Consider the following 21,261-nt stretch of genomic DNA (forward strand, 5'->3'; position numbering starts at 1 on the left):
ACATCGCCTAAAACGCCAGGCAGTGAGTGGAATGCGGTAGTGTCGAACGGCAGAAAACGGTCAACCAATGGCAATATAAGGCGCAATGTCGAAGAAAACAAGACCTCAATCATCACCGGTGGACCGCTCCTCGCGGGGCAGCGGTCGCGGTTTCCTGAGTAATGCACGGCGCGGTGCGAAGTGGGCGTCGAAAAGAAAGCCTGATGCCGACACCGTTCCGCCGGAGGAGCGCACCTGGAAGACGCGTATTCGGACGTACCTCCCTTATATAGGTATCCCGACGCTCGATGTCATCCTTGGCATCGTTGCAGTCTGCGCCGCGACGCTCCTGATTGGTGGATGGAAGACTGCGTACCTGCCCGCCGCAATCGGGCAAACATGGTTTGCCCTTCACGGAGTATCCCTCACGATCGACGGCGTGTACTTGTCTCAGGTGCCGCTGCTTCCAGCCATTGGGATCGCCGCCCTCATGGCGTGGCGAGTACGTGCCGCAACCGCGAAGCAGGTCAGCATCTTGGATCTCGCGGTGATCGCTGGCCTGGTGATTGTGCTGCCGCTGCTTGCAAGCGCGATGGCGCTGTTCATGGTGACTGACGCCTCCGCAGTCTTCGCGATAGAACCACCACCCGCATGGCAAGCGCTAGTGCTACCGCCTTGCATCCATCTCATCGGCTTCCTCTTTGGTATTCGGCATGTGCTTTGGCAGGCCCTCGCCACCACGGTCCGTGTGCCGGTGGTGGCCGTCGATACGGCCCGCGCTGCGAGCCTGCTTCTCCTCTTTCTATGCGCGGGGAGCGGACTTGTGCTGCTCCTCGTGCTCGCCGCGCGCTACCAGAGCATTGGCGAAGCCTACGCGGCATACCCCAACTCCGGGTGGGGGAGCGCCATCATGCTGCTCCTCCTGAGCATCTTGTACCTTCCGAATGCTGTCGTGGGCACGCTCGCAGTGCTTCTCGGCGGTTCCTTCCACGTCGGCAGAGGGGAAGTGTCGCTTTTTGACGTCCTCTCCGTCCCCTTACCCCCGTTCCCACTCTTCGCGGCAATCCCTGCGACAGTCGCGCCGTGGGCAGCCGTCCTCCTCGCCGTGCCCGTGACCATCCTGTGCGCGTTCTTCGTGCGGCGGACGTCAACGATGGTAGAAGTCGCCGCCATTGGCTCGTGGAGTGCAGCGATGTTCGCCGTCTGCCTCCTACTCGCGCGTGGGCACGCGGGGGCGTACGGCGTCGTTGGCGCTGACCTAGCTTCCGCAGTGCTTTTCCTCTTTATATGGACCGTCGGCGTGGGCGGATTGGTGTGGCTTGTGCGCTTTGTGCGAACTTTCTTGAACCGCTCACACGCGGAAGAAGAATGACTACACTGATGAACCGTGAGTGCTGATAAAGCTTTATCTGTGGCCGTCCTTGTTTCTGGTACTGGAACGCTCTTGCGGGCGATTATGGACTACCAGGACGCCCACCCTTGTGCATACCGTGTTGACCTAGTTGTTGCGGACCAAGTGTGTCCGGCAGTCGAGAGGGCGAAGAACGCAGGCATCCCGACTGCAATCGTGGAAATGGAAAAGGACCGTGACGCGTGGAATGCCCACCTTGCGGAAACCGTCTCTAGTTGCAGCCCGGACCTTGTTGTTTCCGCAGGGTTTATGCGCATTTTGGGGCGCCCATTCTTGGATGTCTACGAAGGTAAAACAATTAACACTCACCCTTCGCTCTTGCCTGCTTTCCCAGGAGCGCACGCGGTGCGCGACGCCCTCGCTTACGGCGTCAAGGTCACCGGCTGCACCGTCCACTTTGTCGACGACGGGATGGACACAGGCCGCATCATTGCGCAGCGCCCCGTGCTGGTGCAGCCAGGGGATACGGAGTCCTCGCTGCACGAACGGATTAAGCAAGAAGAGCGCCGTCAGGTTACTGAGCTACTAGCTACTGCTTCGATACATGAAGGAAAGGTCACTTTCGAATGAACAACGAACGCACACCTATTCGTCGAGCGCTCGTGAGCGTGTACGACAAGACCGATCTTGAGCCGCTTGCCAAGGCGCTCCACTCGGCCGGTGTGGAAATTGTCTCTACTGGTTCGACTGCTAAAAAGATCGCCGCAAGCGGTGTGCCCGTCACCGAAGTATCGGAAGTCACCGGATTTCCAGAGGTACTTGAAGGCCGCGTGAAGACGCTGCATCCACACGTGCACGCAGGCATCCTGGCAGACCTCCGCAAGGACAGCCACAAGCAACAGCTCGAGGAACTCGGAGTTGCACCGTTCGAGCTCGTTGTGGTCAACCTGTACCCATTCGAGGAAACGGTTGCGTCCGGCGCGGAGTTCGATGAATGCGTCGAGCAGATCGACATCGGCGGTCCTTCCATGGTCCGCGCAGCAGCGAAGAACCACCCATCAGTGGCGATCCTGACCTCCCCGGACCAGTACCAGCTGGCGCAAGAAGCAGTTGAGCAGGGTGGATTCACCCTCGAGCAGCGCCGCGAACTGGCGGCTGCGGCGTTCGCGCACACCGCAGAGTACGACGCCGCCGTTGCAGACTGGTTTGCGGAGCAGCTCGGCGACGACGAGGACGGTGCGCTGCGCTACGGTGAGAACCCGCACCAGGCGGCAAGCGTCATCAACGAGGGCTGGGGCCTTGCCGACGCCACTCAGTACGGCGGCAAGGAAATGAGCTACAACAACTACCAGGATGCCGACGCCGCGTGGCGCGCAGCCTGGGACCACGAAGAACCGTGCGTCGCAATCATCAAGCACGCCAACCCGTGTGGCGTCGCAGTATCTGGGGTGTCCATCGCTGACGCGCACCGAAAGGCGCACGCCTGCGACCCTGTATCTGCGTACGGCGGCGTCATTGCGACGAACCGCGAGGTCACGCTCGAGCTTGCCGAGCAGGTCAAGCCAATCTTTACCGAGGTCATCATCGCGCCTTCCTACGCGCCGGATGCGCTCGAGCTGCTGCAGACTAAGAAGAACCTTCGCATCCTCGAAGTGGAGCCAGGCCAAGACACCGAAGAGATCAAGCAGATCTCCGGCGGCTTCCTTCTCCAGGAGCGCGACGCGTTCCAGGCCGAGGGCGATAACCCAGAAAACTGGAAGCTAGTGGCAGGCGAAGCCGTCGACGACGCAACCATGTCGGACCTCGTGTTCGCGTGGCGTGCAGTACGCTGCGTGAAGTCGAACGCAATCCTCGTTGCGCACGACGGCGCTACCGTCGGCATCGGCATGGGGCAGGTCAACCGCGTCGATTCGGCGAAGCTGGCCGTCGACCGCGCTAACTCGCTCGACGAAGGCCGCAACCGTACCAACGGTGCCGTCGCCGCCTCCGACGCGTTCTTCCCATTCGCAGATGGATTCCAGATCCTCGCGGACGCCGGAGTGCGTGCCGTCGTGCAGCCTGGTGGTTCCATCCGCGACGAGGAAGTCATTAAGGCCGCAGAAGACGCTGGCGTCGCAATGTACGTGACCGGTACGCGCCACTTTGCGCACTAGTATCGCCTAACCCGAGACATACCGAAGGCCCCCACGGTCGTGGGGGCCTTTTGTCGTGCCGTGCGTCAGCTTCAACAGGGCATGAAAAAACTCCCGCGCCTGGAAACCAGGGGGCGGGAGTTCGTCGAAAGACTCTACGCTGTTATCGTCAACCGAACTTTAGCGGCTGGTGAACGGCAGAAGAGCCATCTCGCGTGCGTTCTTCACCGCAGTAGCAACTTCACGCTGCTGCTGTGGGGAAAGACCGGTAACACGGCGGGAACGGATCTTGTGACGATCAGAGATGAACAGACGAAGGGTGTCGAGGTCCTTGTAGTCGACCTTCTCGATGCCCTTGGCCTTCAACGGGTTCTTCTTCGGGCGGCGGGACTGCTCCATGCGCGCCTTGCGATGGTTATTATTGCGCTTCATTGGTCATCCTCCTTACCACGAAGACTTACGGACGCCAGGCAGCTCACCGCGGTGAGCCATCTCGCGCATACGGACACGGGAAATACCGAACTTACGGAGGTAACCACGTGGGCGACCATCGCGGGAGTCGCGGTTGCGCACGCGAACAGGGGAGGCGTCGCGAGGCTGGCGGTTCAGCTCAAACTGAGCGTCCAGACGGTCCTCGTCAGAGGTCTCCGGGTTGCGGATGATTGCCTTCAGCTCGTTACGACGCTCAGCGTAGCGAGCGACGATCTCCTTGCGCTTTTCGTTCTTGGCGATCTTGGACTTTTTAGCCATAACTTATCGCTCCTCGCGGAATTCGACGTGCTTGCGAACAACCGGATCGTACTTCTTTAGGGAGATGCGATCTGGGTTGTTGCGCTTGTTCTTACGGGTTACATAGGTGAAACCTGTGCCCGCAGTGCTCTTCAGCTTGATGATCGGGCGAATATCGTTGCGTGCCATTAGATCTTCTCACCTCGTGCACGGATCTTAGCGACGACGGACTCAATTCCGTCGCGGTCGATGACCTTCAGACCCTTCGTGGAAACGGTCAGAGTGATGGTACGGCCCTCGGAGGGCAGGTAGAACCGGCGCTTCTGTACGTTGGGGTTCCAACGACGCGAGTGGCGGCGGTGCGAGTGGGAGACGGTCTTGCCGAACTGTGGCTTCCGTCCCGTGACCTGGCAATGTGCCGACATGGGTTGACTTCTTTCTCTTCTGCCGCCCACGCACTGATCACTGAAAAGTTAGATACGGAATGCGGAGTGAGGGTCCGCGACAAAGTATCTGAGTAATCGGTTGACGTAGGCGTATACGTGTACTTCGACAACAGCGAGAGTCAACAATACACGTCCAGCAAGGAAATGCATAATTCTATTTCGCACACCTACCGGTTGTTTGTCGGTGGCGTTGGCGGAACTTGATTATGTAAAACCGGATTCACCCTGTAATATGTGCAAAGTTGTCCAGTGAACAGCTGGGCGGACATGAATCATTCGCACCCAACTCAGGCACGATCCCCAAGTGGGGAACCGACCTGAAGTATCAATCCTGAGGGAGACGAACTCACATATGAAGAAGGATATCCATCCGGATTACCACCCGGTAATCTTCCAGGACGCGAACACGGGCCACAAGTTCCTGACGCGCTCCACCAAGACCTCCGACCGCACCGATACCTGGGAAGACGGCAACGAGTACCCGCTCATCGTCGTTGATGTGACCGCTGAGTCCCACCCGTTCTGGACCGGCGCACAGCGTCTCATGGACACCGCTGGCCGCGTTGAGAAGTTCAACCAGCGCTTCGGCGGTATGGCTCGCCGCAAGAAGAAGACCGCAAAATAGGGCGTAAGGAGAAACAACAATGGCAACCCCTAAGTTTAAGAAGTCCCGCGCGAACACCCGTATGCGTCGTTCGCAGTGGAAGGCTGACAATGCGCCGCTGATCACCGCGAAGGTTGACGGCCAGGAAGTACGTATCCCACGTCGTCTGCTCAAGGCTGCACAGGCTGGCTTGATTGACGTCGAGCAGTTCTAAAAGCGCCTTACTATAAGCGTTCGCCGGGCCCAGCAGGCCCGGCTTTTTCATGTATCTGACAGTCCGGTGTTAAAAGTCTCTCAGATAGGCAATAATAGGCGTATGAAGATTCTTGTTGCCGATGATGAGCAAGCCGTTCGTGAATCCCTGCGGCGTTCCCTTCGCTTCAACGGGTATGATGTACTGCTTGCTTCCGACGGCGAGGAGGCGCTCGATGTCATCCGTGACGAACAGCCCGATCTGACGATTCTGGACGTGATGATGCCGAAGATCGATGGGCTCGACGTGTGCCGCACATTGCGCTCCTCGGGATACGACCGTCCTGTGTTGATGCTGACAGCGCGAGATGGAGTCGCGGACCGTGTAGCGGGCTTGGATGCCGGCGCTGATGACTATCTGCCGAAGCCTTTCGCGCTTGAGGAGCTGTTGGCACGCGTACGCTCGCTGCTGCGCCGCGCTCAGGCAGACGCCATCCAGTCGCAGTCTGCTCCGAAAACAAAGTACGAGTTTGAGGACTTGTCTGTAGAGACCGATACCCGCGACGTCTTCCGCGGCGACCGCGCTATTTCCTTGACCCGTACCGAGTTCGCGCTCCTTCTCGTTTTGATTGAGAACCCGCGCAAGGTGCTGTCGCGCCAGCAGATTCTTGAAGAGGTGTGGGGATACGACTTCCCGACGTCCGGCAACGCCTTGGAGGTCTACATCGGGTACCTCCGTAAGAAAACTGAGGCGGGCGGGGAGCCTCGCCTGATCCATACGGTCCGTGGGGTTGGCTACGTGCTTCGGGAGACTGCACTGTGATTTTGCGCCAGTCGGCGGATCACTTTGAGCGCACTACGGGCATGTCCCTTGAGGGGGTGGATCGCCAAGTGTCGGCAGCCGAGCAGGATCAGGAACCCCCGCGTCCGAACCTGCCGACGATCCTGTTCGATACCTATATTCGTGGTGCGTACCTCGGGTCGGAGATGACGCTTCGCCAGCAGCTTGCGGTGCTGACAGGCGTGCTCGTGGCCCTTACGATTTTGGTCACGGCATCGGTGAGCTACTGGGCGTCGTCGACGTCGATTATCGGCATGATGGACAACGATCTGCGCACGCAGGGCGCGATGCTCGCGTACGACTCGCAGGAAATGTCCAGCGATGAGGAGCTGGCGGCTGAGGTCGAGACTTTTCGACGCCGCAACCCTCACATCCTCGCCACGGCTTCACGCGCGGAGTCGAACCGGTTCGTGGGAGATGAAATTCCCGTGGGTGGGGACTTTGCTCGAATGAACTACGGAGCGGACGTCTCCGCACGCACCCTGCACGGTAACCGTGTGCTGGTTACAAGGCTGGATGATGGAACAGTCGTGGCCCTGTCGAAGGCGGTCGACCCGACGCGTCAGCTGCAGCGCAGTATTGCCGCGGCGCTGTTGGTGCTGCTCAGCTTGGGCTGGATAGTGTCGACGCTGGTGGCGTTCCTGGTTTCGAGTTCCGGTATGCGCCCGCTGCGTAAATTGCACCTTGCGCTGAAGGAAGTGACCAGGACGAAGGAGCTGAAGCCGCTTCCGGTGCAGGGCCATGATGAGATGGCGCGTATTACGAACGCGTTTAATGACATGATGGCTTCGCTGCAGGATTCGCGCACCAGGCAGGCACAGCTTGTTGCCGACGCCGGCCACGAGCTGAAAACGCCGCTGACCTCCATGCGCACCAACATTGAGCTGCTCATGATGATGTACTCCGCTGATCGGCAGGATCAGATTAGTGCGGAGGACCGCGCCGATCTTGAGCGGGATGTGCTGGCGCAGATGACAGAAATGTCGACGCTTATCGGAGACCTGGTGGATCTCGCGCGGGAGGATTCCTCGAACGTTGAGTTTGAGGAGATCCGCCTGGATGTGATCCTGGAGGAGGCCGTGCGCCGTGTTGAGCGTCGTCGGCCTGACGTTACGTTCCAGTTCAACGCTGACCCGTGGCTGATTATGGGTGATCGGTTCGCGATGGGCCGCGCTCCGCTCAACCTGATCGACAATGCGGCCAAGTGGTCGCCAGAAGGCGGAACGGTAAGGATTTCGTTGAAGGCAGCGAAGAAGTACGCAGTGTTGGTTGTCGACGATTCCGGCCCGGGCATTGCTCCGGAGGAGCGCGAGCGGGTTTTTGAGCGCTTCTACCGTTCGGCGGAGTCGCGTTCGATGCCTGGTTCGGGCTTGGGGCTTGCGATCGTCAAGCAGGTGATGGACCGGCATGGTGCCCGGATCTTCGTGGAGGAGTCGGATGACCACGGGGCGCGCTTCCGTGTGGTCTTCCCGGGGAAGGCTCCGGATGCTGATGAGGATTTTTATCTGGAAGAAGAAGGCATCGAAATTCCGCGATTGCCGAACAAATCCCAGCTCAGCTAACACAGTGAACATTCAGGAAACATTGCGAGAGAACGAGTTTACTTTTTAGTGCTACCACAGTGGCGTCGTGCATACTACTGCACATGACGAACCCGTATTCACCACAATCAAATACGCCACAACAAAACCCGTACGAGGCCTCCTATCCACAGGAGGCCTCCCCGGAAACCGCATTCGTGCAGTCTGCACCGCAGCAAAAGCAGCGGCGTGGGCTGGGGGCGGCTACAGTGGCGTGCTCCGTAGTGCTTTCGCTGTTGGCCGGCGCCGGCGCCGGGTACGCAGTCGTCGCTGCGAACGATAACGGCGAACAGCAGCACTACAACGCACTTGAGAACCCGAGCCTCGCATCGCCAGAGACTGCGCCTGATGGCTCCGTTGAGCAGGTTGCGGCCGCAGTGCTGCCTTCGGTTGTATCCATCACTGTGGCGACGCCGAATGGTATCGCGGAAGGGTCGGGGTCGATTATTTCCTCCGACGGCTACATTTTGACGAACCACCACGTGATCGGCGCTGCGGCGACCGAACGGTCCGAGATTCAGGTGGTGTTCAACGACGGCTCGAAGCACTCGGCTACGTTTGTAGCGTCGGACGTCAACACTGATATTGGCGTGCTGAAGGTTGATGGCGTCGAAAATCTCCCTGTGCTTGACTTCGGCAACTCGGACGAGCTGAAGGTTGGCCAGCAGGTTGTCGCAGTTGGTTCTCCACTTGGGCTCTCGGCGACGGTAACCAGTGGCATCATCTCGGCGAAGAACCGCCCGGTGCGTGCGGCTCAGGGCGGTGGGGAGAGCTCGTTGATGGACGGGCTGCAGACAGACGCTGCGATTAACCCTGGTAACTCGGGTGGTCCGCTCGTGGATATGCAGGGGCACCTGATCGGGATGAACTCGGCTATTGCTTCGCTCTCGGCGGGCGGCTTTGGTGGCGAGCAGTCGTCGGGCTCGATTGGTCTCGGGTTCGCGATTCCGTCGAATTTTGCCAAGCGTGTCGCGCAGCAGCTCATTGAAACCGGCAAGGCGTCGCAGCCGATGTTGGGCGTCCGCGTTTCGATTCGCGGCACTCGTATCGACGGCGCCGTGGTCGCCGGAGTTGAGCCTGGTAGTCCAGCAGAAAAGGCCGGTATCCGAGAAGGTGATGTGATTACCAAGCTGGACGGTCGGCTGATTGACTCAGCGGATGCGTTGATTGCGGCGACGCGGTCGAAGGACTTCGGGCAGGTCGTTCAGCTTGAAGTCTTGCGGGAGGGAGAAGAAGCTCCTCATTCCGTAGATGTAACCCTGAGCAACGGGTAAGTTTTGAAGCAAACAATGAAAATGAAACTGTGCGATTTCGCAACGACACGACAGGAGACCTGGCATGCCAACGACAGAAGTATTGCTTGACACGGTTGGGGAGCCCGACGAAGCATCGCTGAAGGCCGCAGAGCTCGCCGAGCAGACTCCGACGCCTCCTGCGGCCATCGCAGTGCTGGTTGGGGACCGCCGATACAGCTCAGAAGGGGATACCACGGGTGACATGCTCGTCGAGTTGCTCAGCGAGTTCGGGTTTACCGTTGACGCGGTGGTGCACGTCAATTCGAGCGAGGCGGAGATCCGCAAAGCGATCGAAACCGGTGTCGTTGGTGGGGTTGACCTGGTGCTGACCGTCGGTGGCACTGGCGTCGGGCCACGTGATACGGCGCCAGAGGCGACGAAGGCCGTGATCGACAAGAACGTGCCCGGTGTAGCGCAGGCGGTTCGTTCGTCGGGCCAGGCGTGTGGAGCGGTGGATGCCTGCACGTCGCGCGGTGTGTGTGGCGTCTCTGGTTCGACCGTCGTGGTAAACCTCGCCGCAAGCCGCCAAGCGATACGCGACGGCGTATCGACGATCGCACCACTAGTCCAGCACCTGATCGGCGAGCTGAATACCTACTCCGTACAGGCGTAATCAGGAACGATGGCGAGCATGAAAAAGTCGCGCCACCAGCGGAGGCGCGTGGAGCGACGGTCGGAAGCAGAGTACGACCGTAGTCCTGAACGCACGCAACTATTTGGTGACGCGGCTTCTGGGCGGACGGGCTATGATGCCGGGCGCAGCGTCGATATCGACGGCGACGGCGAGCCAGAACTCACAGGCAAAGCCTTTTATGAGTACGAGCGACCACCCCATTACGGAGAATAGCAGTACTACTGCTGCGCGGGCTTCTCGGAGAGCAGGTCGCGGATTTCGGTGAGCAGCTCGGTCTCGGTCGGAGCCGGGGCGTCTGGCTGGATGCCGCGCTTATGCTTCTGCATCTCGTCGAGCTTGTTCATCGGAGCGACGATCACGAAGTAGACGACTGCCGCGATCAGCAGGAAGTTAATCGCTGCAGTGATCAGCGCGCCGAAGTCGAGGAAGGTTGCGTCGTTGCCGGAAATGATGTGGAAGCCAAGGCCGGAGTAATCAGCGCCACCGACGGAAGCGATCAGCGGGTTGATGATGTTGTCGGAGAAAGCGGTAACAACTGCGGTGAACGCAGCACCAATAACAACACCGACTGCGAGGTCAATAACGTTGCCGCGCAGAATAAAGTTCTTAAAGCCCTCAAGCATTAGGGTCTCCTTTGTAAGGTTTGGATTTGGACCTAAAAACTATAGGCAACAAACTATCGTGTGGTCAATACAACTGTTAACGGGTCCGTCAGTGATGCGGCCGCAACGTTGGCTGCATCGACACTGCGCAGCAGTACCAGGATTGACCCCTCCTCGTTCGTCGTGACCACCCTTCCGCCACGCGCAATAACTCGCGGGCCTGGCGCGACCACGTCTACGCCGGCGCCGTGATGCAGCATCGGGATGAGTTCCGGTTCCGCGAGCGTGACCGGAACCATGGTGAAGTCGTGCGGGTCGTCATCGCTTTCGATCAGCGAAGCTTTAAGGTCCGGTCCGACAAGACGGGTGTTGGTAACTACTTCGTTCGCGGATGCACCAGCCGCGAGGACCTGTCCGACGGCGAGGTCTGTACTGCCCAAGGCGTTCGCGGGAACAACAGAGGGCGGCAGCCTGCGAAGCTCCACGTCCGCCGTGGTGAGCACTGTGCCGGCCTCAACGTCGCGGGCGAAGACAACAGCGGGTGGGTCGGCGGAGCGGGCGTCGAAAAGTATGCTTGCGCCTGCTACCAGCAGTAACACGACGGCGATCGTGCGGCGCACTGTGACGGTGCGGTGGTAGCCGGGCATGCGGAGGTCGCGAAGGAATGAGGCGGGCTTCATGCGTCTTTAGACGCGGGTGTGGCCCGGAAGGTTCCCTAGAGTGGGAAAAATCCGCGGTCTGTCACGATTGCATCGACGGGCACATCGTGAGGTTGCGCTGGCAGCGTGTCGACGACCTCTTCGTCAAACACCACCGCAACAATAGGGATGCGGTGGTCGCGGACCTGCTCAAGCGCCCGGTCGTAATAGCCGGCGCCCTTACCCAAACGTTGCCCGCGGCGGTCCACGGCGAGCGCCGGGATCACCAGCGCAGCGCAACCTTTGAGCACTTCGCTGGAGAACCGGGAACCGACTGGCTCCGCGATGCCAAGCGCGCCCGGCTGCTGTTCTTCGGTGCACGCGGCCCATTGCAGCACACCGCCAGGAAGCGAAATCGGCAGCCACACCGTTCTTGCGTGTTGGGCGAGCTGCAGCGGGTAGTCAGCGGCAGCGGGTTCCGTGCGCAGCGGGTGGTAGGCGCTGATTTCACTGCCCACGGCGCCGAAGTGATCGAGAGCCTCGAGCGTGTGCTGGAGAATGCTGGCGTCGCGTTGACGCTTTTCGTCGGGTTTGCTGGCGAGGTGGCGTCGAAAAGTAGTGTGTGCTTCGCGGATAGTTTGCTTGGTGTGCAAGTGGGGGAGCCTCCTCACGAGTCGGAAACGGTAGTCGGGCCATACAGAGGTAAAGTAGATCTTTATGCGGAAGTCTAATGAAGAAACCTCCCAGCAGCCTGCGTCGCGTGGCGTGAAGACCGTCGTGGTGCCGGCAGCTGGCATGGGTACACGGTTTTTGCCAGCTACGAAGACTGTTCCTAAGGAACTCCTGCCCGTGGTGGATACACCCGGTATCGAGCTGATTGCCGAGGAAGCGGCAGAGCTCGGCGCTCGCCGATTGGTGATCGTGACAGCTCCGGCAAAAGAAGAAATCATGCGCCACTTCGGCGAGTTCGAACTGCTGCGCGAGACCCTCGCGGCGCGCGGGAAAGACGACCAAGTGAAGAAGGTCGCCCGCGCCGCGGACCTTATTAATGCAGTCGCCGTGACGCAGGAGAAGCCGTTGGGCCTTGGCCACGCGGTGAGTTGCGCGGAATCTGCCCTCGACGAAAACGAGGACGTTGTCGCCGTCATGCTGCCAGATGACCTTGTGCTTCCCACCGGCGTGATGGAGAAAATGGTGCGCACCCGCGAGAAGCTCGGCGGCTCCGTGCTGTGTGCGTTCAACGTGACGCCGGAGGAAGTCTTTAACTACGGCGTGTTTGATGTCGAAGACGTCGACGAGACTATTGAGGGCGTCGAGGTCAAGCGCGTGAAGGGCATGGTGGAAAAGCCGGCCGTGGAAGACGCGCCGTCGACGCTCGTGGCCACCGGACGCTACCTGCTTGACCGGGCAATTTTTGATGCGCTGCGTCGCATCACGCCGGGCAAGGGCGGGGAGCTGCAACTGACCGATGCGATCGAGCTGATGATCCAGGAAGGTCATCCAGTGCACATCGTGGTGCACCACGGCAAGCGCCACGATTTGGGCAACCCGGGCGGCTACATTCCCGCTAATGTGGACTTTGGTTTGCACGACCCGAAGTACGGACCTGCACTGTACACGGCACTCAAGCAGATCATGAACGACTTTGAGGCCGAACACCCCGAACTCACGGGTGATGAACAACGCTAACGAAGGCGTAGAAAGAGGCGTGGCTGATGCGCGGTGTTGATGAGCAGCTTGCCATAATTGGCGACGCAATCCGGACCCCCGAGCCGATCCGAGTGGGGATCGACGACGCGCTGGGGCTGATGTGCGCCGAGGAAGTCGTAGCGACACGCGCGCTGCCCGGCTTTTCGCAAGCAGCCATCGACGGCTACGCCGTCCGCGCGGTCGACGTCGGAGGATCCGCAGGCCTGCGGGTGAAGCCGCGCCAGGCGGAAGAAGACGGCGAGCCGGAGCGCGATTCGCGCCCACGCACCAACGCCGATCGTGCTCTACCCGTGGTGGGGGAGGTTCCCGCCGGTTCCCAGAAGCCGTTGCGCCTGCAGCCACGCCAAGCGGTGCGGGTTGCAACAGGTGCCCCGCTTCCCACACTTGCCGACGCCGTGTTGCCACTGGAATGGAGCGACCGGGGCACCAAGCGGGTTACGCCGCAACGCCCAGTTGCAAGTGGCGAGTTCGTACGCAAGCCGGGGGCTGATATCCAGCCAGGCGACATCGCAGTGCGCCCCCGCACGGTCCTCGGACCTGCACAAATTGGGCTGCTAGCCGCTGCTGGGCGCACAAAAGTACTGGTGTATCCCCGGCCGAGGGTCACCGTGCTGAGTTTCGGCATGGAACTCGTTGACATCGAACGAGAGCCAGGCTTGGGCCAAGTTATCGACGTCGCCTCCTACGTCGTTTCTGCTGCCGCCGAGGAAGCGGGTGCAGATGTACACCGTGTCGGCATCATGAACGCTGAACCGAGGAAAATGCGGGAAACCCTGGCTGGCTACATTGGGCGCAGCGAGATGATAGTGATCACCGGCGCGGTTGGTGGTTCAGGCGCGCAGACACTCCAAGAAGTGCTGCATGACCTCGGGGAAATCGACACCACTCGAGTGGCCATGCACCCCGGGTCCGTCCAGGGCTTCGGCACGCTGGGTGAGGAACATGTGCCGGTCTTCCTGCTGCCGTCCAATCCGACGGCGGCGCTCGTGATCGCCGAAACCCTCGTCCGCCCTGCGATCCGTCAAGCGCTGGGCAAGCAGTCTTGGCAGCGCCCAGTCGTTCGCGCACGCTCGATGCGGGCAATTACCTCGCAGCCGGGGCGGCGTGGTTACATTCGCGCGCGCCTCATGCGGGACACGGAGACCGGCGACTACCTGGTTGAAGGGCTCGGCGGCGCTGGTGGTGAAACCTCCCACCTCTTCGCAGGCTTCGCGGAAGCCAACGCCATGATTCGCCTGCCGGAGTCCACCGTGGAGATCCGCCCAGGCGACGTGGTGGACGTCGAATTCCTCCAGCAGCGGGGATAGACGTTGGGCCTGCTGCGAAGGATTGAAACTTGGCTGCACGGACCCACACCTGGTTGGCCCGAGCGCACCCCGTTCGTCAGACTTCCGAGCGGGGAAACCGTCACGCTGCGGCCCCTGCGCTTGCAGGATGGCGGGGAATGGTGCCGTACCCGCCTGCTCGACCAGCAGTGGTTGCAGCCGGTAGAACCAACGATCCATTCCACATGGGAAGCTGCTCACACCAAGAGCGCTTGGGCGGGGCAGTGGACGATGCTCAAAGAAATGGCTGCAGATGGCACCGTCGTACCGATGGTGATAGAGGTCGACGGCCACTTTGCCGGCCAACTGACCCTCGGCGGCATTCAGCGCGGAACCGTCGACGAGTGCTGGATCGGCTACTGGGTGCACAGACAGTATCAAGGGCGCGGCGTCGCGACGGCCGCGTGCGCCTTGGGCGTTGACCACGCCTTTGCGCAGGTGGGCCTGCACCGCGTGACTGCGACGTACCTTCCAGACAACCCGGCCAGCGGCCACGTCCTGCAGACCGTGGGTTTCCGCGAAGAAGGATTCATGCGGGGAACCATTCATATCGACGGCCGCTGGCGCGACCACTACTTCGTCGCAATGACCGAAGATGACTACCCGACCACGGCCGTAGACAGGCTGCGGCGTTCCGGCCGAATTCGATGACGCGGCCCCGGCGTGGCTCGGGCCGGAAGAGCGGATTGCTCGCTACCGTTAAAGGTCAGTTTCGAGGGTAGTTTTAGGAAGGTGGCTTCGCTGTATGGGTAGCCCGAGCTTGATCATTATCTTGATGATCGTCGTGTGGGTCATCGTGCTGGCACCACTCGTATTTGGCAACAACAAACCAATTCGCCGCTCCGGCGAAGGGTACGACGAGACGAGGGTCCTGCACACCGGTGGTACGGAACCCATGGAGGTTCGTCGCCGCCCACGCGTGACCGCTGCGGACGTGCACCTGCACGACGAAGACGCTGCGGACGTGGAACTCGTCGAAGCCGTCGAACACGAGCCAGCTGCCAGCGAAGTACTCATCGACGACAGTGCGGTCATCCGAAACTTCTTCTCGAAGAACCAGGAAGACGCTGTCTCCGAAGAAGATACCGACTCAAACGTTATTGAGGGAGAGGTCATCGAAGCGGAGTCCGCTGAGGCTGAGACTGAGTCCGCCGATGAAGTGGATGAGGCTTCAGACGATTCTTCAGACGACGCCGATGCGGTAACACTCGAGACTGCGGAGGATCCGGAGGCCTCGGTAGCAGAAGCCGAAAGCATCCCCGACTCGTACTACTCCGCAGCTGACTTCGGATACGACACTGGCGTGACGGCAGAGATGGACGCCGAAGAGCTCACTGCCGAGGAAACCGAGGACGACCAGGACGCTCCAGATGAAGAGGTCGCAGTCACCGACGAAGATCTCGCGTTTGCAGAGGCCCGCCGCGGCCGTGGCGGCTGGGACCCAGACCGTGCACGCCGGGCACGCGAAGACCGCTTTATGCGCCGTCAGCGCACCTTCCTGGGCCTCATCATCGCCTGCGTGGTCACGTTTGTGATCGCGTTCGTCGCAGGCGGCTGGACATGGATCCTGCCTGCGGCCTCCGTCGCCCTGACCACCTGGTTCATGGTTGTGCTGCGCAGCGTCGTCCGTCAGGAGCGTGCGCTGCATCGCCGCCGCATGCGCCAGCTGCGCCGCGCGCGCCTCGGCGTCGCCACTGCAGATTCGACGCACCCCAGGCAGGAGTGGCCGCGTCGATACGGAGAATCTGTAGCCCTCGACCTTGACGACGCCCACCCCGACTTCACCGACCTCCCCGAAGCATCCTCCGCAATCTTCGAGGACCACACGGATTCCCCCCACTACCCATACGGCGAGGATGACAACCGTGCCCCACGAGCGAGCTAAATCGCCTGGGTAACCGGACGATTTAGCATCAGCGGAGAAGAGGAGTAACGTCTTCTCCAGCGAGGGGCTATAGCTCAGTTGGTAGAGCGTCGCGTTCGCAATGCGAAGGTCAGGGGTTCGATTCCCCTTAGCTCCACAGTTCCGTAAAACCCCAGGTCGTTGGTGGCCTGGGGTTTTGTTGTGTTTGTGCTGGCTCCAAATTCCGGGTTTTTCGGCAAGCGGGCTGGCAAAAGCCCAGGTCGCATGATTGGGCTAGTGGATTGCGGTGCCCAGCCAACGTTCAGGAACGTTTAGAACAGAGCAACCAACGTCGCTAGAGTGCTACAGGAGTGCTACACGCAAGACAGCCGAAGAAAAGGAGAACCTCGTGGCTACAGAACGGATCCGCCGAGCAGTACTGGTGGTTGCGCTGCTGAACTTGGCGTACTTCTTCGTTGAGTTTGTGGCGGCTGTCTCGATTGGGTCGGCGTCGTTGTTTGCGGACTCGGCGGACTTCCTGGAGGATACAGCGATTAACTTCCTGGTGTTCTTCGCGGTCGCTTGGCCGGCATCGCGGCGTCGTACGGCGGGCAGTGTGTTGGCGGCGTTGATTCTGATTCCTGCGGTCGCGGCGGTGGTGACCGTTGTTGCGAAGGTGCTGGACCCGGAGCCGCCATCGCCGGAGGGCCTTACGGGGGTCGCGGTTGGTGCGCTCGTGGTGAATGTCGTGTGCGCGGTGATTCTGCTGAGGCTGCGGGACCAGGGGTCGTCGTTGGCGACGGGGGCGTGGCTGGCGGCGCGCAACGACGCACTGGCGAACCTGCTCATCATTGCGGCCGGGTTGCTGACGTTCGTGTGGTCCACTGCCTGGTTCGACATCATCGTTGGCGCCATCATCGCAGCGGTGAACTTCTCAGCTGCGAAGGAAGTCTGGGAGGCGTCCCGCGAGGAGTACGACTCGGTGGAGGAAGCCTTCGCAGAGATGGATGACGACTAGCTCCACACCCCGGAGGCTCCTCGCCGGTGCGTGCCGATCAGATTCGTGTCGATGATGCCGGTCGATTCCATGAGCGCGTACATCGTGACGGGGCCGACGAAGGTGAAGCCACGCTTCTTCAGGTCGCGCGCGAGGCGGCGTGACTCCTCAGACTGGGTTGGAACCTCCTCCATCGTGCGGGGTGTAGGTGTGGTTTCTGGCTGGTAGGACCAGATAGAGGTTGCAAGATCCGTGCCGGATTCCCGCAACTCGCGGGTGGCGGCCGCGTTGGTGAGCACCGCCTGGAGTTTGCGCCGATTGCGAATCAGGGAGGCGTCGTCAAGAAGGTGCTCGATTGAGTCCATCCGTGCGAGGACGTCGGGGTCGAATCCGTAGAAGGCTTCGCGTAGGGCGTCGCGCTTTTGCAGAATGAGCTTCCACGACAATCCGACTTGGAACCCCTCGAGGCAGAGGCGCTCGAACATTCCGGCCTCGTCGCGGATGGGCATGCCCCATTCGGTGTCGTAGTAGTGGCGTAGGAGCGGATCGTGTGCGGCCCAGGGTGGGCGGCTGAGTCCGTCGTCGCCGGTGATTGGGAATTGTTGCTTCGTTTCTTTATCCATACGTAGTTTGACGTTTTTCTGTCTAGTTCGGTTCCTTGAGTACTCTAGTGTGCATGAACAGGCCAGCAGTTCGAGATTTTGCGCTCTTAGTCATCCGCGCGGTGCTCGGGATCGTGTTTGTTGCGCGTGGGTACCAGCGCTGGTTTGAGCTGGGAATGCGGCGCACTGCGGAGGACTTTGCGGCGATTGGGGTGCCTCAGCCGACGCTGTCGGCGTACCTGGCGGGATTCGTTGAGCTGGTTGGGGGTGCGTTCCTCGTCATTGGTCTGCTGACTACGATCGTCGCGTCGGTACTTGCATTATTGGCGGTGGCGGCAACCTACTTCGTGCATTTGAGCAACGGTTTCTTCATTGCCGATGGCGGTATTGAGTACACGATGGTGCTCGCCGCGGCGTTGTTCGTGGTCATCGTGTTTGGGCCGGGGCGCGCAAGCTTGGACGGGGTGCTCACACGTGATTAGCCATGACGAGATTCAGGCCTGCCTGTCCGCGCGGCTCGACGGGGAGCAACCATCGCTTGACGACGCCATCGTGGACGCCCACCTGGCGCAGTGCGAGGAGTGCGCCGCGTTTTGGGAGCAGGCGCTTTCCTTGTCGCAGACGGTGCGCTTTGCAGAGGTTGACGGCAATGTGGCTCCTCCGAGCGACCTCGCTGACGCGATCCTCGCTGGGGTCAACGACCCGTGGCACGCGATGATGCAGCGCCGACAAGTCAACGTGATGATTGGCAGGGCCGCGCTGTGTGCGATCGCGGTGTGCTGGATTGTGTGGGCCATCGTTGGGGTCGTCGGTGTGGGCGAGGCGTTGGCGCAGACTCCTGAGGTCGCCGCAGCCACGCTGATGGGGGTTGCGGTCCGCTTCGGCGTGGGCCTGTCGTTGGGGCTCGCGTCCTGGAAGCCTGCCCAGATCCCCGGCATCGTGTTGATCGTGGGGACGATGTTCACGTTTACCCTTGGGTTTGCGGTGCTTGATGCTGTGCAGCGTATCGGAGCAGTGGCACCGATGACGGTCATCGCTCCGGGAATCGCGTTGTTGGCGCTCGCCTGGACGTGGATCGCGGACAAAGGCGTGGCCATGCGCCGCGCGTGGCACTTGCTCAACGCAGACCCGACCGGCCTCTAGCGAACTATTTCCAGCTCGGGAACCACATGAGGGACTCGTAGTAGCCGTCGGTGACTCGAAGGCCGTACAGGATCGGACCCCAGTAGACGAAGCTTGCCGCCACAACGGCGAGGTAGACAATCACGATGATTTGGCCGGTGCGAATCGGGGCGCCGGTCAGCTTCACCAGCCACTTAGGTTCCCGTAGCGTGCCTTTCTTCGCGATGTTTCCGAGCGCCAGCGCGAGCAGCACTGCGGTAAACGGAATGAGCGCGGTGGCGTAGAAGAAGTACATCTGGCGGTCGAACGCCGCAAGCCACGGCAGGAAGCCTGCGGCGAAGCCGATGACTGGCACGATGACGCGGAAGTCGCGTCGGGTAATCCAGACCCACGCTGCCCACAGCAACGCGGGGATGGTGAGCCACCAGATCGCCGGGGTGCCGAACAGCGAAATCATTTCGCGGCAGGTGTTGCCGTCGCCGCACTCGATGTCGGTGGAGGAGTAGTAGAGGATCGGGCGTGCTGCGACGAGCCACGCCCACGGCTTGGAGTCCCATGGGTGCGAGTGCCCGCTAGAGCTCGTGAGGGAGCCGTGGAACTCAAGCACGGAGAAGTGGTAGTACAGCCATCCAGCAGCGGCATCCGGCAGGTTGGCCAGCCATGGCCAGTCGGATCCTGCGATCGTGCCGTCCGCCAGGGAGTGGCGGTACACAGAAGTCTCAGAGGCGAACCATGCGCGCCACGACCAGATATAGAGGAGTGCGGGCAACAGCACGATCGAGGCGAGTGCAGAGGGCACGTCGCGCACCAGTGCGCCAGCCAGTGGCTTCTCGACGCCATAACGCTTTCGCAGCCACAGATCCCAAAACGCAGACATTAGGCCGTAGAACGCGATGTAGTACAGCCCCGACCACTTCACACCGAGTGCCAGTCCGAGCAACACACCGGTTGCGAAACGCCACCAGCGGAACCCGAGGCGCGGCCCGTACGGACCCGAGGACTGCACAGCACCTGATAGCCAGGCGTCGTGCCAACGCTGGTGTACCTGGCGCATGTCACCTGCGAGCGTCCACGCGGCGGCGACGATGAACAGCACCTGGAAGATGTCTAGCATGCCAAATTTGGCTGCGACCAGCAGCACGCCGTCGAAAAGCGCGATGACGCCTGCGATGGCTGCGATCGACGTTGACTGGCTCACGCGTCGGGCGAGCAGGAACGTGAACACGATTACTGCGGTACCAAAGAGCGCTGTCATGATGCGCCAACCCATCGGGGTGTAACCGAAGACGGTTTCACCAAGCGCGAGGAGCTGTTTGCCCAGCGGCGGGTGCACCACCAGTCCATAGCCGGGGTTGGACTCGATGCCGCCCAGCACTGGGTTAAAGGAGCTGCGCACCATGTCCCAGCCCTGCGGCACGTAGTGCTTCTCGTCGAAGACCGGGGTGCCAGAAGACGTCGGCTGCACCAGCCCGAGGAAGCGCGTGAACAGCGCGAGGACCGTCAGTACCGCCAGCGTCACGGTGTCCCTGCGATGCCATGGCACACTGACTGGTGCTCCCGGCTGGGGCCTGCCAGGCTTCATCAACGCGGGCGTTGGCGACGCTTCACTCTGGACGGTATCGATGGGCGCATTGGTATTCACGTGAATGGATACTACTGTGTTCGCCGCATTATCTGTAGCTGCACCTAGTATCTATTGCATGGATAGTGCAGACACTCAAGCGACGTTGCAACACCAGTTTCCAACACGTGGGGTAGTGCTGGCCGCTACGCCGCTCGGCAATATTGATGACGCCTCGCAGCGGCTTCAGCACGCACTCGCGAACGCAGACGTGATTGCGGCGGAGGATACGCGGCGCACCCGCGCGCTAGCGGCAGCCTTGGGGGTGGAACCGCGTGGGAAGATCATCTCGAATTTTGACCACAACGAAGAGCAGCGGCGGGACGAGTTGCTCGTGGCTGCTCGCAATGGCGTTGTGCTCGTGGTGACGGACGCCGGCATGCCGATTGTGTCCGACCCCGGCCTTTCACTCGTTGCAGCGGCACACGATGCCGGCGTCCCCGTGACTTGCCTGCCTGGTCCCTCTGCTGTCACGACGGCGCTTGCGCTCTCGGGCCTGCATGTAGGGCACTTCATCTTCGATGGCTTTGCTCCACGCAAGGCAGGCGCGCGGGAAGCCTGGCTCAAGGAGCTTGTGCACCAACCGCGCGCCGTGTGCTTCTTCGAATCACCGCACCGACTGGCACAGACGCTTGCCGACGCCGCTTCGGTCCTCGGCCGCGATCGACGTGCAGCGGTGTGCCGCGAACTGACAAAAACGTACGAAGAAGTGAAGCGCGCAACCCTTGGTGAACTCGCCGAGTGGGCCAAGGACGGAGTGAGGGGAGAAGTCACCGTTGTCATCGAGGGCGGTGATGCCGCAACAGCGGAGCCCGAAGACCTCGTGGAACTCGTCTTAGAGCTGGTAAGCGGGGGTATGCGGATGAAGGATGCAGTGAAGACTATCGCGAAGCAGCACGGGGTGAAATCGGGCGAATTATATGACCTCGCTCAGGAAGCTCGCAGCGCGGAATAGTCAGACTTTTTGGCTGAAAATGGGCACTACGTGGACGAATTGGATTAGATATAGCAGCCGAAT

Annotated in this window: 27 protein-coding genes and 1 tRNA gene; 19 read left to right on the top strand and 9 right to left on the bottom strand. The window is 61.0% G+C overall.

Annotated elements, in window-relative coordinates; all coding sequences use genetic code 11:
* Positions 1 to 85 precede the first annotated feature (85 nt).
* From QP802_RS02475 to purH, 3 genes are read left to right on the top strand one after another with little or no spacing between them, the layout of a single operon-like run.
* Entirely contained in the window at positions 86 to 1,351 is a 1,266-nt protein-coding gene (locus QP802_RS02475) for a cell division protein PerM (RefSeq protein ID WP_145945258.1), read from the top strand.
* Between the two features lie 15 nt (positions 1,352 to 1,366).
* A complete protein-coding gene (gene purN / locus QP802_RS02480; RefSeq protein WP_070362832.1) occupies positions 1,367 to 1,960 on the top strand; it encodes a phosphoribosylglycinamide formyltransferase in 594 nt (197 codons plus the stop codon).
* Complete coding sequence (purH, locus tag QP802_RS02485; protein ID WP_070362831.1) at positions 1,957 to 3,483, top strand: bifunctional phosphoribosylaminoimidazolecarboxamide formyltransferase/IMP cyclohydrolase; 1,527 nt, start codon at positions 1,957 to 1,959, stop codon at positions 3,481 to 3,483. Before purN ends, purH begins: the two co-directional genes overlap by 4 nt.
* Positions 3,484 to 3,642: 159 nt before the next feature.
* Here the strand turns inward: purH and rpsR are convergent, their stop codons facing one another.
* From rpsR to rpmB, 4 genes are read right to left on the bottom strand one after another with little or no spacing between them, the layout of a single operon-like run.
* Positions 3,643 to 3,894, bottom strand: a complete 252-nt coding sequence (rpsR, locus tag QP802_RS02490; RefSeq protein ID WP_070362830.1) for a 30S ribosomal protein S18 — start codon at positions 3,892 to 3,894, stop codon at positions 3,643 to 3,645.
* 12 nt (positions 3,895 to 3,906) lie between these two features.
* Complete coding sequence (rpsN, locus tag QP802_RS02495; protein ID WP_070362829.1) at positions 3,907 to 4,212, bottom strand: 30S ribosomal protein S14; 306 nt, start codon at positions 4,210 to 4,212, stop codon at positions 3,907 to 3,909.
* Between the two features lie 3 nt (positions 4,213 to 4,215).
* Positions 4,216 to 4,380 carry a 50S ribosomal protein L33 gene (rpmG, locus tag QP802_RS02500; protein WP_070362828.1) on the bottom strand — a complete coding sequence of 55 codons (165 nt, stop codon included), beginning with the start codon at positions 4,378 to 4,380 and terminating at the stop codon, positions 4,216 to 4,218.
* The gene (gene rpmB, locus QP802_RS02505) at positions 4,380 to 4,616 is read right to left on the bottom strand and encodes a 50S ribosomal protein L28 (RefSeq protein ID WP_070362827.1); all 237 of its coding nucleotides are present in this window, start codon (positions 4,614 to 4,616) and stop codon (positions 4,380 to 4,382) included. The genes rpmG and rpmB overlap by 1 nt, the downstream gene beginning before the upstream one ends.
* A 373-nt stretch (positions 4,617 to 4,989) precedes the next feature.
* On the opposite strand from rpmB, the gene QP802_RS02510 reads away from it, so the two are divergent.
* The 7 genes from QP802_RS02510 to QP802_RS02540 all read left to right on the top strand — a co-directional run bounded on the left by QP802_RS02510 (position 4,990) and on the right by QP802_RS02540 (position 9,996).
* The gene (locus QP802_RS02510) at positions 4,990 to 5,262 is read left to right on the top strand and encodes a type B 50S ribosomal protein L31 (protein WP_038589209.1); all 273 of its coding nucleotides are present in this window, start codon (positions 4,990 to 4,992) and stop codon (positions 5,260 to 5,262) included.
* A gap of 19 nt (positions 5,263 to 5,281) precedes the next feature.
* The gene (gene rpmF, locus QP802_RS02515) at positions 5,282 to 5,455 is read left to right on the top strand and encodes a 50S ribosomal protein L32 (protein ID WP_070362826.1); all 174 of its coding nucleotides are present in this window, start codon (positions 5,282 to 5,284) and stop codon (positions 5,453 to 5,455) included.
* Between the two features lie 102 nt (positions 5,456 to 5,557).
* Positions 5,558 to 6,256, top strand: a complete 699-nt coding sequence (locus QP802_RS02520) for a response regulator transcription factor (protein ID WP_070362825.1) — start codon at positions 5,558 to 5,560, stop codon at positions 6,254 to 6,256.
* Complete coding sequence (locus QP802_RS02525) at positions 6,253 to 7,836, top strand: HAMP domain-containing sensor histidine kinase (protein WP_071573787.1); 1,584 nt, start codon at positions 6,253 to 6,255, stop codon at positions 7,834 to 7,836. The genes QP802_RS02520 and QP802_RS02525 overlap by 4 nt, the downstream gene beginning before the upstream one ends.
* Positions 7,837 to 7,919: 83 nt before the next feature.
* Positions 7,920 to 9,128, top strand: a complete 1,209-nt coding sequence (locus QP802_RS02530; RefSeq protein ID WP_083290956.1) for a S1C family serine protease — start codon at positions 7,920 to 7,922, stop codon at positions 9,126 to 9,128.
* 64 nt (positions 9,129 to 9,192) lie between these two features.
* Entirely contained in the window at positions 9,193 to 9,762 is a 570-nt protein-coding gene (locus QP802_RS02535) for a MogA/MoaB family molybdenum cofactor biosynthesis protein (protein WP_070362823.1), read from the top strand.
* 18 nt (positions 9,763 to 9,780) lie between these two features.
* Positions 9,781 to 9,996: a hypothetical protein gene (locus QP802_RS02540; RefSeq protein WP_284817536.1), complete on the top strand. Its 216-nt coding sequence runs from the start codon at positions 9,781 to 9,783 to the stop codon at positions 9,994 to 9,996.
* A 5-nt stretch (positions 9,997 to 10,001) separates the two neighbouring features.
* Here QP802_RS02540 and mscL read toward each other — a convergent pair whose 3' ends face one another.
* The 3 genes from mscL to QP802_RS02555 are packed head-to-tail and all read right to left on the bottom strand — an operon-like array spanning position 10,002 to position 11,676.
* Entirely contained in the window at positions 10,002 to 10,406 is a 405-nt protein-coding gene (gene mscL, locus QP802_RS02545; RefSeq protein ID WP_070362822.1) for a large-conductance mechanosensitive channel protein MscL, read from the bottom strand.
* A 53-nt stretch (positions 10,407 to 10,459) separates the two neighbouring features.
* The gene (locus tag QP802_RS02550; protein WP_070362821.1) at positions 10,460 to 11,065 is read right to left on the bottom strand and encodes an SAF domain-containing protein; all 606 of its coding nucleotides are present in this window, start codon (positions 11,063 to 11,065) and stop codon (positions 10,460 to 10,462) included.
* 35 nt (positions 11,066 to 11,100) lie between these two features.
* The gene (locus QP802_RS02555) at positions 11,101 to 11,676 is read right to left on the bottom strand and encodes a 5-formyltetrahydrofolate cyclo-ligase (RefSeq protein WP_256059905.1); all 576 of its coding nucleotides are present in this window, start codon (positions 11,674 to 11,676) and stop codon (positions 11,101 to 11,103) included.
* A 64-nt stretch (positions 11,677 to 11,740) separates the two neighbouring features.
* On the opposite strand from QP802_RS02555, the gene QP802_RS02560 reads away from it, so the two are divergent.
* The 6 genes from QP802_RS02560 (at position 11,741) to QP802_RS02585 (ending at position 16,919) form a co-directional block, all read left to right on the top strand.
* Entirely contained in the window at positions 11,741 to 12,712 is a 972-nt protein-coding gene (locus tag QP802_RS02560) for a UTP--glucose-1-phosphate uridylyltransferase (RefSeq protein ID WP_070362819.1), read from the top strand.
* A 26-nt stretch (positions 12,713 to 12,738) separates the two neighbouring features.
* On the top strand, positions 12,739 to 14,040 hold the full coding sequence (gene glp, locus QP802_RS02565; protein ID WP_284817537.1) for a molybdotransferase-like divisome protein Glp: 1,302 nt from the start codon (positions 12,739 to 12,741) through the stop codon (positions 14,038 to 14,040).
* Positions 14,041 to 14,043: 3 nt separating this feature from the next.
* Entirely contained in the window at positions 14,044 to 14,709 is a 666-nt protein-coding gene (locus QP802_RS02570) for a GNAT family N-acetyltransferase (RefSeq protein ID WP_350338460.1), read from the top strand.
* A 94-nt stretch (positions 14,710 to 14,803) separates the two neighbouring features.
* Positions 14,804 to 15,943: a divisome protein SepX/GlpR gene (sepX, locus tag QP802_RS02575; protein ID WP_284817538.1), complete on the top strand. Its 1,140-nt coding sequence runs from the start codon at positions 14,804 to 14,806 to the stop codon at positions 15,941 to 15,943.
* 63 nt (positions 15,944 to 16,006) lie between these two features.
* Positions 16,007 to 16,079 (top strand) — tRNA-Ala (locus tag QP802_RS02580).
* Positions 16,080 to 16,310: 231 nt separating this feature from the next.
* Complete coding sequence (locus tag QP802_RS02585; protein WP_070362816.1) at positions 16,311 to 16,919, top strand: cation efflux transmembrane domain-containing protein; 609 nt, start codon at positions 16,311 to 16,313, stop codon at positions 16,917 to 16,919.
* Here the strand turns inward: QP802_RS02585 and QP802_RS02590 are convergent.
* Complete coding sequence (locus QP802_RS02590; protein ID WP_284817540.1) at positions 16,916 to 17,521, bottom strand: DNA-3-methyladenine glycosylase I; 606 nt, start codon at positions 17,519 to 17,521, stop codon at positions 16,916 to 16,918. The genes QP802_RS02585 and QP802_RS02590 overlap by 4 nt on opposite strands.
* Positions 17,522 to 17,574: 53 nt before the next feature.
* On the opposite strand from QP802_RS02590, the gene QP802_RS02595 reads away from it, so the two are divergent.
* Entirely contained in the window at positions 17,575 to 17,982 is a 408-nt protein-coding gene (locus QP802_RS02595; RefSeq protein ID WP_070976133.1) for a DoxX family protein, read from the top strand.
* Entirely contained in the window at positions 17,975 to 18,643 is a 669-nt protein-coding gene (locus QP802_RS02600; RefSeq protein ID WP_070479267.1) for a zf-HC2 domain-containing protein, read from the top strand. Before QP802_RS02595 ends, QP802_RS02600 begins: the two co-directional genes overlap by 8 nt.
* Positions 18,644 to 18,647: 4 nt before the next feature.
* Here the strand turns inward: QP802_RS02600 and QP802_RS02605 are convergent, their stop codons facing one another.
* The gene (locus QP802_RS02605) at positions 18,648 to 20,204 is read right to left on the bottom strand and encodes a dolichyl-phosphate-mannose--protein mannosyltransferase (RefSeq protein ID WP_252931167.1); all 1,557 of its coding nucleotides are present in this window, start codon (positions 20,202 to 20,204) and stop codon (positions 18,648 to 18,650) included.
* 118 nt (positions 20,205 to 20,322) lie between these two features.
* Here QP802_RS02605 and rsmI point away from each other — a divergent pair, with 118 nt between their 5' ends.
* Entirely contained in the window at positions 20,323 to 21,198 is an 876-nt protein-coding gene (gene rsmI, locus QP802_RS02610; protein WP_070479269.1) for a 16S rRNA (cytidine(1402)-2'-O)-methyltransferase, read from the top strand.
* Positions 21,199 to 21,261 lie beyond the last annotated feature (63 nt).

The sequence above is a fragment of the Corynebacterium sp. UMB10119B genome (assembly GCF_030228125.1).
GTDB lineage: Bacteria > Actinomycetota > Actinomycetes > Mycobacteriales > Mycobacteriaceae > Corynebacterium > Corynebacterium pseudogenitalium.